This window comes from Streptomyces sp. NPDC002032 (genome assembly GCF_042890765.1).
Taxonomy (GTDB): Bacteria; Actinomycetota; Actinomycetes; order Streptomycetales; family Streptomycetaceae; genus Streptomyces.
In genome coordinates this window covers 38,829-51,998 of sequence record NZ_JBIASM010000024.1, presented here as the reverse complement: position 1 = coordinate 51,998, position 13,170 = coordinate 38,829, and the positions used below count along the sequence as shown (strand labels likewise).

Here is a 13,170-nt window from a genome sequence, read left to right as displayed (position 1 = left end):
CTCTCCCCTAGCCGAGCTCTCTGTCCAGTAGCGCGAGAAGGTCTCCCGCCGAGGCCGAACTGATCTGGTCGGCGAGGGCCGCCGGTGCGCCCGCGCCCGGTCCCGCGCCCGCGCCCGGTCCCGATCCCGCGCCGGCGCCGGCGCCGGCGCCGGCCAGCGAACGGACCCGGCCCTGAAGGTCGCCGAGCAGCGTGGAGAGGGTGGTCCGTTCCTCCTGCGCGAGCCGCAGGAAGGCCTCCTCCAGCCGGGCGCCCAGTCCTTCGATCTCCCGGGCCAGGTGGCCGGCCGGGGACTGCGGGGACTCGGGGGCGGGGGCGGGGGCGAGGCCCTCGTACAGGAAGCGGGCGAGGGCGCTCGGGTTGGGGTGGTCGTAGACGAGCGTGGCGGGCAGCTTCAGGCCGGTCACCGCGGCCAGCCTGTTGCGCACCTCCAGCGCCGTGAGCGAGTCGATCCCCAGCTTCTTGAACGTCGTGGCGGGACCGATCCGCCTGCTGTCCGGGTGGCCCAGGACGAGCGCGGTCTGGGTCCGCACGGCGTCGAGCAGCGCCGCCTGCGCCTCGGCGGGTGCCAGCGTGCCCAGCCGCCGCGCGAGGCCGCCGCCGGCCGGCTCCCCCGGCGCCGGGGCGCCGGATCCGGCGGAACCGGCGGGCGCGGCGGCCCCTGCGGTCCCCGAGGTCAGTGCGCGCAGGAGCGGTGAGGCGGCGCCCGGCGCGGTGGGGTCCAGCCGGGCGGGCACCAGGACCGGCGCGTCCAGCGAGAGGGCCAGGTCGAAGAGGTCGAGCCCCTCCCGCGAGGCGAGCGGCAGCACGCCCTGCCGTTGCAGGCGTGCGACGTCGGCGTCGCCGATCCCGGCGACCATCTCGCTGCGTTCGGCCCAAAAACCCCAGCACAGCGAGGTGGCCGGCAGTCCCGAGGCCCGGCGGGCCTCGGCCAGGCCGTTGAGGAAGCCGTTGGCCGCCGCGTAGTTGGCCTGTCCCGCCGTCCCGAGCACGCTCGCGATCGAGGAGAACAGCACGAACGCGGACAGGTCCAGGTGCCGGGTGAGCTCGTGCAGGTGCCAGGCGCCGTGCACCTTCGGCGCGAGGACCGGGTGCAGCCGGTCCTCGGTGAGCGTCTCGACGATCCCGTCGGCGAGCACGCCCGCGCAGTGGACCACCGCGCTCAGCGGGTGCTCGGACGGCGCCGCGGCGATGAGCGCGGCGACGGACTCGCGGCTGGTGACGTCGCAGGCCACGATCTCGACCCGGGCTCCCGCCGCGGTCAGCTCCTCCCGCAGCCGCGCCGCCTCCGGGGCCGCCGGACCCCGCCTGCTGCCCAGCAGCAGGCCGCGTACGCCGTGCCGCTTCACGAGGTGGCGGGCCAGCATCGCGCCCAGGCCGCTGGTGCCGCCCGTGATCAGCACCGTCCCGGACCCGAGGGCCGGAAGGCCGGGCCCCGGGGCCGGGGCCGGATCGGCGCGGACCAGCTCGGGGGTGCTGACCTCGCCGGCCCGGATCTTCAGCTGGGCTTCGCCGGTGGCGGCCGCCGCCGGGAGGCGGGCCCACGAGGCGGCCTGCCCGTCGGTGTCCACGAGCGTGAACCGGCCGGGGTTCTCGGTCTGCGCGGTGCGCAGGAACCCCCAGACGGCGGCGGCCGCGGGGTCGGGGTGGACGACCCGGTCGTCGGTGAACGCGTCCCGCGTCACGACGACCAGGCGGGAGCCGGCGTACCGGTCGTCGGCGAGCCAGTCCCGCGCCCAGCGCAGCACCCGGTGCAGGCCCTCCTCGACGGCGGCGGGCGTGTCGGCGCCGTCCGCTCCGGGCCGGCCGGCGGCGACGATGACGAGGGGGGGTACCGGGCCGTCGGCGGCGGCGAGTTCGCCGAGTCCCGCGAAGACTTCCGCTCCCCCTGCCAGGGCGGCGGGGAGCGTGCCGGGGGTCCCCAGCACCGCGTACCGGGCCGGGGCGGGGGCCTCGGGGACGGCGAGGGGGGTCCAGTCCACCCGGTGGAGCGCGTCGCGCCGGTCGAAGCCCAGCGCGGTCAGCTCCTGGACGTCCGCGGGCCGCAGGCCCAGCTCGGCGACGCCGCCGACGGGGGCGCCGGTGTGGTCGGCGAGGGTCAGCGACAGGGCGTTGTCGCCCGCCGGTGCCAGCCGCACGCGCAGCGCGGCCGGTCCGGCGCGGTCCACGCGCAGGCCCGTGCAGCGGTACGGGAGCCAGCCCCCGGGGCCGGAGCCGTCGACGAAGCGCCCGAGGCCGACGGGGAGCAGCGCGGCGTGGAGCAGCGCCGGGTGGATGCGGTACCGGCCGCCCGCGCCGTCGGCGTCGGGCAGTTCCACCTCCGCGAAGAGGGCGTCGTCGCGGCGCCAGACCCTGCGCAGGCCGCGCAGGAGGGGGCCGTGGCCGAAGCCGAGGGCGGCCAGCCGGGCGTACTCCTCCTCGAAGGGCACCTCGGCCGCGCCCGCCGGGGGCCAGTCGGTGAGGCTGGTGAGGCCTTCCCCGGCGGGGGCCGCGGTGCCGGAGCCGGCGACGCCGACGGCGTGGCGGGTCCAGGCCAAGGCGCCCTCGCCCCGGGAGTGGACGGTGATGGTGTTCTCGCCGTCGACGCGGACGCGGATCTCGCGCTCGGCCGTCCGCGCCAGCACCAGCGGTGCCTCCAGGGTGAGTTCCCCGACGACCGCGTGGCCGGCCTTGTCCGCCGCCCAGGCCGCCAGTTCCAGCAGGACGGCGGCCGGGACCAGGGCGGCGCCGTGGACCACGTGCCCGGCGAGCCACGGCCGGCTCCGCGGGGACAGGCGGCCGCTGCCGACCACGCCGCCGCTCTTCCCGTCGCCGGGCAGTTCGGTCACGGCGTCGAGCAGCGGGTGGTCCGAGGTGCTCGCGGCGGCGCCCTCGCGGGGGGTGTCCAGCCAGTAGCGCCGGCGCTGGAAGGCGTACGTGGGCAGTTCGGCCCAGGGGCCGGTGTCGTCGGCGAGGGCCGCCCCCCAGTTCACCTCGGCGCCCGCGACGAAGGCCTGGGCGGCGGACCGGTGGAAGCGGGCGAGGCCGCCCTCGCCCCGGCGCAGGGTGCCCACGACGGTGGTCTCGGCGTCCGCGCCGTCCAGGGTCTGTTCCACCGCGGTCGTCAGGCCCGGGTGGGGGGAGGCCTCGACGAAGCAGCGGAAGCCCTGGGCGGCCAGCGCCCGGGTCGCCTCCTCGAAGCGGACGGGCCGGCGCAGGTTGGTGTACCAGTACGCGCCGTCCATCGTGGTGGTGTCCAGCCAGTCGGCCGTCACGGTCGAGAAGAACGGCACCTCGGCCGGGCGCGGCCGCAGGCCGGTCAGCAGGCGGCCCAGTTCCTCGCGGACCGGCTCCACGTGGGCGCAGTGCGAGGCGTAGTCGACGGGGACGCGGCGCACCCGTACCTCTTCGGCCTCCAGGGCGGCGAGGAGCGCGTCCAGTTCGGCGACGTCGCCCGACACCACGACGGAGGAGGGGCCGTTGACCACGGCGACCGACAGTCCGTCCGTCAGCCGGGCGCGCATCTCCCGCTCCGGCAGGGCGACCGAGGCCATGGCGCCCTGTCCCGACAGGGCCAGGATGGCCTTCGCGCGCAGCGCGACGACCTTCGCGGCGTCCTCGATGCTCAGGGCGCCCGCGACGCACGCGGCGGCGATCTCGCCCTGCGAGTGGCCCACCACGGCCGCGGGCAGCACCCCGTGGGAGCGCCACACCTCGGCCAGCGAGACCATCACGGCCCACAGCACGGGCTGGACGACGTCCACCCGCTCCAGGGCGTCGGCGTCCCCCAGCACCTCGTACAGGGACCAGTCGACGTACGGGGACAGCGCGTCGGCGCACTCGGCCATCCGGCGGGCGAACACCGGTGAGGCCGCCCACAGTTCGCGGCCCATCCCGGTCCACTGCGAGCCCTGGCCGGGGAAGACGAACACCGTCTTGCCGACGGGCTTCGCGGTGCCGGTGACCACGCCGGGGGCGCTCGCGTCACCGGTGGCGGCGTCGGTCAGGGCGGCGAGGAGTTCGTCCCGGCCGCCGCCGATGACCACCTGGCGGTGCTCGAACAGCGAGCGCGTCGTCACCAGCGCGCGGGCCACGCCGTCGGCCGGCAGGTCCGGGTCGGCGGCGACGGCGTCGCGCAGGCGCCGGGCCTGTTCGCGCAGGGCCTCGGGCGAGCGGGCGGAGAGCACCCACGGCGCGGCGGCGGGGGGCTGCGCCGTCTCGGCGGCCCCGGGGGCCTCTGCCGTATCAGGGGCGCCGGGGGCCTGCGGCGTCTCGGGGGCCTGTTCGAGGATCAGGTGCGCGTTGGTGCCGCTGATCCCGAAGGCGGAGACGCCGGCCCGCCGGGGGCGGCCGGGCGCCGTGGTCCATTCCCGGGCCTCGGTGAGCAGCTCCACGGACCCGGTGGACCAGTCCACGTGCGTCGTGGGGCGGTCCACGTGCAGGGTCCTGGGCAGGATCCCGTGCCGCATCGCCATGATCATCTTGATGGTGGCGCCGACTCCGGCGGCCGCCTGCGTGTGGCCGATGTTCGACTTGAGCGAGCCCAGCCAGAGCGGGCCGGCCGCCTCCCGGTCCTGCCCGTAGGTGGCCAGCAGCGCCTCGGCCTCCATGGGGTCGCCGAGCCGGGTGCCGGTGCCGTGCGCCTCCACCGCGTCCACGTCGGCCGTGCCGAGGCCGGCATCGGCCAGGGCGGCCCTGATGACCCGGCGCTGGGCCAGTTCGTTCGGTGCGGTCAGGCCGTTGGAGGCGCCGTCCTGGTTGGTGGCCGTACCGCGGATGACCGCCCAGATCCGGCGTCCGTTGCGGAGGGCGTCGGAGAGCCGTTCCAGGACAAGCACCCCCGCGCCCTCGGAGAAGCCCGTGCCGTCCGCCGTGTCCGAGAACGCCTTGCACCGTGCGTCGTCCGACAGGCCCCGCTGCCGGGCGAGCTCGACGAGCAGGCCCGGGGTGGGCATGGCCGAGACGCCGCCGGCCAGCGCCAGGGTGCACTCCCCGGAGCGCAGGGAGCGCACGGCCTGGTGGACGGCGACGAGCGAGGAGGAGCAGGCGGTGTCGGTGGACACGGCCGGGCCCTCCAGCCCGAGGACGTACGCCACCCGGCCCGAGGCCACGCTGGCGTTCGACCCGGTGAGCGCGAAGCCCTCCACCTCGGCGGCGGCCCCGCCGCCCATCCGCGGGCCGTAGTCGACGGCGTAGATCCCGGTGAACACGCCGGTCGGCGAACCGCGCAGCGCGGCCGGGTCGATGCCCGCCCGTTCCAGCGCCTCCCAGGACGTCTCCAGCATCAGCCGCTGCTGCGGGTCCATGGCGAGGGCCTCGCGCGGGCTGATGCCGAAGAACGGCGCGTCGAACTCCGCGAGGTCGGGCAGGAACCCGCCCGAGCGGGTGTACGTCGTGCCGGGCGTCCCGGCGTCCGGCGCGTACAGCGCCTCCAGGTCCCAGCCCCGGTCGCGCGGGAAGTCGCCGATGGCGTCCACGCCACCGGACACGACGTCCCACAGCCCTTCGGGGGACGTGACCCCACCCGGGAAACGGCACCCCGCACCCACGACCGCGATCGGCTCGCGGGCTGACTCCTCCAGCTCGCGCACGCGCTCGCGCAGCTCTTGCGCGTCGCCGACGGCGCGTCGCAAGTAGGACCGGAGCTTGTCGACTTCCTCCACCGGGACCTCCCCCTACGGATACTCGGAAAACGGGCGCGGTTATACGTATCCGCGGTCGATCAACGCGTACAGATCGTCATCACTGGTGCTTTCCGGGACCGCCTCCGCCTCCGCCTTCACCTCCACCTCCGCCCTCACCGGCGGCGCGGCCTCGGGCTCCCGCGGTTCCAGGAGGGAGAAGAGGTGGCGGGCGAGGTCCCGCGCGGTGGGGTAGGTGAAGGCGACGGTCGCCGGGAGCCGTACGCCGGCCGCCGCGGCGAGCCGGTTGCGCAGCCCCACCGCCAGCGAGGAGTCGAAGCCCAGGTACTTGAAGGTGTCCGCCGGCCTCGCCTCCAGGGCGGCGCCCGTCACCTGCGTGCCCTTCGCGCGCAGCAGCGCGGCCGTCTCGGCGCACACGAGGGCGAGGACCGCCTCCTGCGAGCCCAGGTCCGCCTCGGCGGGCCCGCCCGGCGCGGGGCCGTCGTCGGGGGCCGTCAGCCAGTACCGCTGCCGCTGGAACGGGTAGGTCGGCAGGGCGATCCGGCGCGGCCGGTCCGCGGCGAGGGCCGCCTCCCAGTCCACCGGCAGACCGCGTACGTACAGTTCGGCGAGCGACGCCAGGACCCGGCCGGTGCCCCCGTCGTGCTTGGAGAGGGTGCCGACGACCGCCGGGGCGGCGGCCAGGGCGTCGGCGGTCTCCTCGACCGCCACCAGCAGCACCGGGTGCGGGCTGATCTCGATGACCGTGCCGTGTCCGTCCTCGATGACGCGCCGCATGGCGGCTTCGAAGCGGACCGTCCGGCGCAGGTTGCGGAACCAGTAGGACGCGTCCATCTCCTCGGGGCCGATCAGGTCGCCGGTCACCGTCGAGTAGAGCGCCACCGTCGAGGGCCGGGGGGTGATCTCGCCCAGCCCGTCCGTCATCGGCCCTTCGAACCGGTCCAGCAGCGGCGAGTGCCCGGGGACGGTCGACTTGATGAGCCGCGCCCGGACGCCCCGGGAGGCGCAGGACGCGACCAGTTCCTCGACGGCGGCGCCCTCGCCCGAGACGGTGGTCGAGTTCGGTCCGTTGACGGCGGCGATCCCGATCCGCTCGCCCCACGGGCCCAGCAGTTCCCGGACCCGGGCCTCGGGCAGCAGGATCCCGGCCATGGCGCCCTGTCCGGCGACCGTGGCGAGCAGCCGGGAGCGCAGGGCCACGATCCGGGCCGCGTCGGACAGGCCGAGGACGCCCGCGGTGTGGGCGGCGGCGATCTCGCCCTGGGAGTGGCCGATCACCGCGTCGGGGGTGACGCCGAGCGAACGCCACACCCGGGCGAGGGAGACCAGCATCGCGAACAGCGCCGGCTGGACGACGTCGATGCGCTCCAGCGGGGCGGCCGCCCCGGCGCCGGTCACCACGTCCACCAGCGACCAGTCCACCCACGGGGCCAGGGCCTCGGCGCAGTCGTCGATCCCGCGCCGGAAGACCTCCGACTCGGCGTACAGCCGCCGGCCCATGCCGGTCCACTGCGAGCCCTGGCCGGGGAAGACGAAGACGACCGGGGCCGCCGGGCCGGTGGTGACCCCGCGGACCGCGTGCGGCGCGTCGCCGCCCGCCGCCAGCAGGTCGAGGCCGGCCAGCGCTTCCCGGCGGCCGGCGCCGAGGACGACCGCCCGGTGCCCGAACCGCGACCGCGTCGCCAGCAGGGAGTGGGCGACGTCGGCCGGCGCGAGCGAGGCGTCCGCGGCCACGAGGTCCCGCAGCCGGGCGGCCTGCTCCCGCAGGGCCGGCTCCGAGCGGGCCGACAGCACCCACGGCAGGACGCGGGCATCGCCGGCGGGGCTCGCCTCCGCCGGCCCGGGGCGGGGCTCCTCGGGCCGTACGGGGGCCTGTTCGAGGATCACGTGGGCGTTGGTGCCGCCCATGCCGAACGCCGACACGCCCGCGCGGCGCGGCCGCCGCGGGGTGCCGGGCCAGGGCCGCGCCGTGCGCGGGACGTCGAAGTCCCGGTGGAAGTCGGGGATGTGGGGGTTGGGGGCGCGGAAGTTCAGGCTCGGCACCAGCAGGCCGCGGTCCACGCAGAGGGCCGCCTTGACGAGGCCGACCATGCCGGCGGCCGGCTCCAGGTGGCCGACGTTGGTCTTGGCCGAGCCGACCACCAGGGGGCGGTCGCGTCCGGTCGCCCGGAACACCTCGCGCAGGCCGGCGATCTCGGCGGGGTCGCCCATGCGGGTGCCGGTGCCGTGGGCCTCGACGTAGTCGACGCTGTCGAAGGGGACGTCCGCCCGCTCCAGGGCGGCCAGGACGGCGGCCGCCTGCCCCTCGGGGCTGGGGTCGGGCATCCGGGTGGAGGCGCCGCCGCTGCCGACGCCCCAGCCGCGCACCACCGCGTACACGTGGTCGCCGTCGGCCTCGGCGAGGTCGAGCCGCTTCAGGACGACGAACGCCCCGCCCTCGCCCCGGGCGAAGCCGCCGGCCCGCTCGTCGAAGGTGAAGCAGCGGCCGTCGGGCGAGAGGGCGCCCAGGTTCGCCAGGGCGAGTCCGGCCTCCGGGTCGGTGATCAGGTGCACGCCGCCCGCGATGGCCGCGTCGACGGCGCCGGCGCGTATCCGTTCGCAGGCCAGCGCCAGGGAGACGAGCGAGGAGGACTGTCCGGAGTCCGCGCAGAAGCTCATGCCGCGGACGTCGAACAGGCTGGAGATGCGGTTGGCGATCAGCGCGCCGCTCGATCCGAGCGCGGCGTAGTGGTCGTCGCGGTCGCTGCCGGCGCGCTTGCGCAGCAGGTCGTAGCCGGAGGGCGCGGTGGCGACCACCACGTCGATCTCGCGGCCCGCGAGCGTGCCCGCGGACAGCCGGGCGTCCTCGACGGCCTCCCAGGCGAGCTCCAGCCCCAGCCGCTGCACGGGGTCCATGGCGGCGGCCTCGGCCGCGCCCGTGCCGAAGAACTCCGCGTCGAACCCGTCGATGGAGTCGAAGTACGAGCCCCTCTTCAGGGTGGCCCCGTCCGGATGGGACGCGTACGTCGAATCGGGCGCCCGGTGGTCGGGGAACTGTCCCACGGTCGACTCGCCGTCGGCCAGCAGGCGCCAGAACCCCTCCAGGCTGTCCACTCCGGGAAAGCGGCACGACATGCCGATGACGGCGATGTCGGCGGCTGCGCCACTCATACGAATTCCTTCCGGTTCCCTGGCGATGCGGCTCGTGCGGGCGGTACGGGTCTCAGCGGTGGCGGGTCAGCAGCTCCAGCAGCTCGTCCGGCGCGTCCATGAAGTCGTAGTGGCCGCCGTCGACCACCCGGAACTCGACCGAGTCCGCGTAGCGGCGCCAGCCCCGGAGCTCGTCGAGGCTCACGTCGGGGTCGTCGCGCCAGTGCACGACGGTGACGGGGCAGTCCACCGCGGCCGGTTCGCCGCGGCGGTAGGCCGCGGCGGCGGCGTGGTCGTCCAGCAGGACGGACATGCCCATGTCGATCATGTCGGGGCGCGGCTCGATCCCGCGGCCGCGCAGGAACGACCGCAGCTCTTCGCGCAGTTCGGGCTCGGTCATGGTGAGCATCCGGTCGCGCGAGGCGTCGTGCGGGGCCGGCTGGCCCGAGACGAAGAGGCGCTCGGGGGTGGGCAGGCCGAGGGCGGCGAGGCGCAGCACGGCCTCGTACGCCGGCAGCGCGCCCGCGCAGTGGCCGAAGAGGGCGAAGGGCCGGTCCAGCAGGGGTTCCAGCGCTTCGACGAGGCCCTCGGCGAGGTTCTCGTAGGTGCCGTAGTGCGGGTGGCCCAGGCGGTTCTCGCGGCCGGGGAACTGCACCGGGCAGACCTCGGCGTCGCCGATGGCGGCCGGCCAGGCGCTGAAGGCCGAGGCTCCGGATCCGGAGAAGGGAAGGCAGAAGAGCCGGGCCGGGTGGCCGTCGGACCGGGGCCGGACGAACCAGGGCGAGGGGGCGGTGGTGGAGCCGGTGGTCATGGCGTCCGTCGTTTCTGGCCGACGATGGGGAGGTGGGTCATTCCGGCGATGAAGTACGACCGCAGGTGCTGCGGTTCGCCGGCGAGTTCGAGGGACTCGAACCGCAGCAGCAGTTCCTCGAAGAAGACGCGCAGCGTCATCCGGGCCAGCGGCGCCCCGATGCAGAAGTGCGCCCCGAACCCGAAGGCGGCCTGGCGCTTGGCCCCGGCCCGGGTGATGTCGAAGGTGTGCGGGTCGGGGAAGAGGGTCTCGTCCCGGTTGGCCGAGCCGATCCACGCGACGACCGCGCCGCCGGCCGGGATCGTGCCGCCGGCGATCTCGACGTCGTCCACCGCGTACCGCATGAAGTTGCAGGCGGCCGAGGTCCAGCGCAGCCCTTCCTCGACCAGGTTCGGGACGAGCGAGAGGTCGGCCGCCGCCTTGGCGTACTGGGCGGGGTGCTCGATGAGCGCCTGGACGGTGCCCGAGACGGTGTGCGGCGTGGTCACGTTGGCGCCCAGCAGGATGCTGTAGCCGTCGAGGGCGATCTCCTCGTCGTCCAGCGGCGCGCCCGTGGGACGCAGGACGCCCATGAGGTGGTGGAGCAGGCTGTCACCCTCCTCGCCGGCCGTCCGCCGCGTCCGGACCCAGTCCTTGACGTAGGAGACGAGCTCGTGGTGGGCGATGGCCAGGGTCGCGGCCTCGCTGCCGAGCCGGAAGTGCGGGTCCGAGGGGGCCGTCACCATCGCGGTCAGCCGCACGAGTTCCTCCCAGTCCTTCTCCGGGATGCCCAGCAGCGGTCCCGTGACCATGGCCGGCAGGAGCAGGGCCTGCTCGGCGAGGTCGAAGACCGCGCCGTCGAGCGCCGGTTCGAGGAAGCGGGCGACGGTCCGGCGGATCGACTCCTCCCAGGAGGCGACCGCCCGCGCGGTGAGCTTGGAGCCGAGCGGGCGGCGGACCTCGGTGTGCCGGGGCGGGTCGGTGGAGGTCATCAGCACGCCGGCCGCGACGTCGTCCGTGCCGAGGTGGGTGGGGACCGTACCGCGCTCCGAGGTGAACTCGCGGTGGTCGGCGAGCACCCGGCGGACGTCCTCGTAGCGGGTGACGGACCAGAACTCGCGGCCGTCCGGCAGGACCTGGTGGTGCAGGGGCGCCTCGGCGCGCATCAGGTCCCAGACCGGATGCGGATCGCCCGAGGAGTAGAGGTCGAGGTCGAACAGGTCGACGCCGTCGAGGTCGACGGCGCGCCCGGGGCCGGGCGTCAGTCTCACGCCGCGGCCCTCCCCGCTTCGATCAGCGCGGCGACGCGGGCGGGGGTCTGCGCCAGGTAGAAGTCGCGGACGGACAGCTGGACGCCGTACTCCTGCGCCACCTGCTCGATGATCTTGATGCCGATCAGCGAGTTCCCGCCGCGCGTGAAGAAGTCGTCGTCCACGCCGATCCCGCCGGAGCCGAGGTGGCGCTCCCACAGCTGTGCGATCTGCCGGGCGAGCGACGGCTGCATGTCCGTGGGAGTCGTGGGGGTCGTGGGGGGCGTGGGCGTCGTGGGGGTCGTGGGCTTCGTGGGCGCCTGCTGCCCCCGGGCCGTCGTCTCGTCCTGTCCACCTCGCGGGTGGAGCGCCTGCGGCGACGATTCCATTTCCAGTCTTCCCTTCCTCCGCCGACCGGGAAATGCCCGCTCGCGTCCATTTCGGCCCGTGGGGCCCTTTCGCGCCGTCCCGCCGGCGAGACGCATTTCCTCGAAGAGCCGAATGGAGGGTCGCGTGAATTCACGTCCGCGCACACCGTGCCGGCGGCGGCCGGTCCGCGCCGGCCGGTGGGGTTGAGCGCGGGCCGGCGGGCTGCCTGCGGCGGACGGGGCGTGCGCCTGTCCCGCCGGCGGGACAGCAAGTTCGGCCGCGCTTCGGCCCGCCGCGGCCCGGCGTTCCTTGACCGGCTGATCCGCGTTCAGTGAACGTGGGGGTGATTCAACGACGTTAGAGGCTCAGTGGAGTGAGGGGGAACGACGTGGGACACACCGGTGTGGATGCGGACGTGGTGATCGCGGGGGCCGGGCCGACCGGCCTGATGCTCGCCTGCGAGCTGCGGCTGGCGGGCGTCGAGGTGGTGGTCGTCGAGCGGCTCGCGGAGCCCACGGGCGAGTCGCGGGCCGGCGGAATGCATTCGCGCACCCTGGAGGTGCTGGACCAGCGCGGAATCCTGGAGCGTTTCCTGGAGGCCGGCGAACTCCAGCCGGTGGGGCATTTCTCGGGCCTTTATCTGGAATTCGACGAGTCCGAGTCGAGGCACCCCTATCCGCTGATGATCCTGCAGTCCACGATCGAGCGGCTGCTGGAGGAGCGGGCCGCCGAGCTCGGCGTGCGGGTGCGCAGGTCCGCCGAGGTGTGCGGGATCGACCAGGACGAGACCGGCGTCAGCGTCGGGCTGAACACCGGGCGGCCGGGAGCCGAAACGCTGCGCGCCCGCTACCTCGTGGGCTGCGACGGCGGCCGCAGCGCGGTGCGCAAGCTCGCGGGCATCGACTTCCCCGGCACCCCGGCGACGATGACCGCGCTGATCGGCGACGTCGAGCTGCCCGAGCTGACCGAGGACTACGTGTGGGTGCGGCGCTGCGCGGGCGGTGACTTCTCGGCGATCGCCTTCGAGCCGGGCTGGTTCCGGGTGATCACCTCCGAGTACGACCGGGTGGTGGACCGCGACGAGCCGACCACCTTCGAGCAACTGCGGGAATCGCTGGTCCGGCTGGCGGGCACCGACTACGGCATGCACAGCCCGCGCTGGGTGTCCCGGTTCAACGACGCCGCCCGGCAGGCCGCCCGGTACCGGCAGGGCCGGGTGCTGCTGGCGGGCGACGCGGCGCACATCCACTTCCCGGCCGGCGGGCAGGGTCTGAACATGGGGGTGCAGGACGCCTTCAACCTCGGCTGGAAGCTCGCCTCGGTGGTGCGCGGCCGGGCGCCGGAGAGCCTGCTCGACAGCTACCACGCCGAGCGCCACCCCGTGGGGGCGCGCGTGCTGCACAACACCCGGGCGCAGTCGGCGCTGGCCCGCCCCGGCCCGCAGGCCGACGCGCTGCGCGAGGTGTTCGGCTCGCTCATGGTCTTCGACGAGGTCAACGCCCATCTGCGCGGCATGCTGACCGCACTGGACATCCGCTATCCGGTCGACGGCGACCACCGGCTGGCGGGCCGCCGGGTCCCCGACGCGGACCTCAAGACGCCCGGCGGGGACACCCGCGTCCACGAGCTGCTGCACGCCGGCCGTGCCGTCCTGCTGGACCTGGGGGGCGGCGGCGCCGGGGTGGCGGACGCCGTCCGGGGCTGGGCCGACCGCGTCGACCTCGTCGGGGCGCGCAGCGAGGACGACTTCTGGCCGGTCCCGGCCGTCGGCGAGGTGCCCGCCCCGGCCGCGCTGCTGATCCGCCCCGACGGCCACGTGGCCTGGGCGGCCGACGGCCCCGGTGACCTCTCCGGGCTGCGCGCCGCCCTCACCACCTGGTGCGGTCCGGCCCTGCGGGACTGAGGCCCGGCCCCCGTACGGGGACGGGGGGCGGCCCCCCCGGGGGGGGGGGGGGGGCCCCCCCCCCCCCCCGGCCCGGGGGGGGGGCGGGGGGGGGGGCGCCGCGGGGGGC

General features: G+C 75.6%; 5 protein-coding genes and 1 pseudogene. 1 reads left to right on the top strand and 5 read right to left on the bottom strand.

The features are described from left to right. Positions 1-7 precede the first annotated feature (7 nt). The 5 genes and pseudogenes from ACFYYT_RS33670 to ACFYYT_RS33650 form a co-directional block, all read right to left on the bottom strand. Positions 8-5,596: pseudogene (locus ACFYYT_RS33670) on the bottom strand (type I polyketide synthase); the annotation flags it as partial. Positions 5,597-5,680: 84 nt separating this feature from the next. Then, positions 5,681-8,770, bottom strand: coding sequence for a type I polyketide synthase (locus tag ACFYYT_RS33665; protein ID WP_351825762.1), 3,090 nt, complete (start codon positions 8,768-8,770; stop codon positions 5,681-5,683). Positions 8,771-8,822: 52 nt separating this feature from the next. After that, positions 8,823-9,560 (bottom strand): alpha/beta fold hydrolase, encoded by a 738-nt coding sequence (locus ACFYYT_RS33660; protein ID WP_351825764.1) that lies wholly within the window; start codon positions 9,558-9,560, stop codon positions 8,823-8,825. Next, positions 9,557-10,810: a cytochrome P450 gene (locus ACFYYT_RS33655; RefSeq protein ID WP_351825766.1), complete on the bottom strand. Its 1,254-nt coding sequence runs from the start codon at positions 10,808-10,810 to the stop codon at positions 9,557-9,559. Before ACFYYT_RS33655 ends, ACFYYT_RS33660 begins: the two co-directional genes overlap by 4 nt. Then, complete coding sequence (locus tag ACFYYT_RS33650) at positions 10,807-11,043, bottom strand: phosphopantetheine-binding protein (RefSeq protein ID WP_351825768.1); 237 nt, start codon at positions 11,041-11,043, stop codon at positions 10,807-10,809. The genes ACFYYT_RS33655 and ACFYYT_RS33650 overlap by 4 nt, the downstream gene beginning before the upstream one ends. Before the next feature lie 503 nt (positions 11,044-11,546). Here ACFYYT_RS33650 and ACFYYT_RS33645 point away from each other — a divergent pair. Next, entirely contained in the window at positions 11,547-13,061 is a 1,515-nt protein-coding gene (locus tag ACFYYT_RS33645) for an FAD-dependent monooxygenase (RefSeq protein ID WP_351825770.1), read from the top strand. Positions 13,062-13,170 lie beyond the last annotated feature (109 nt).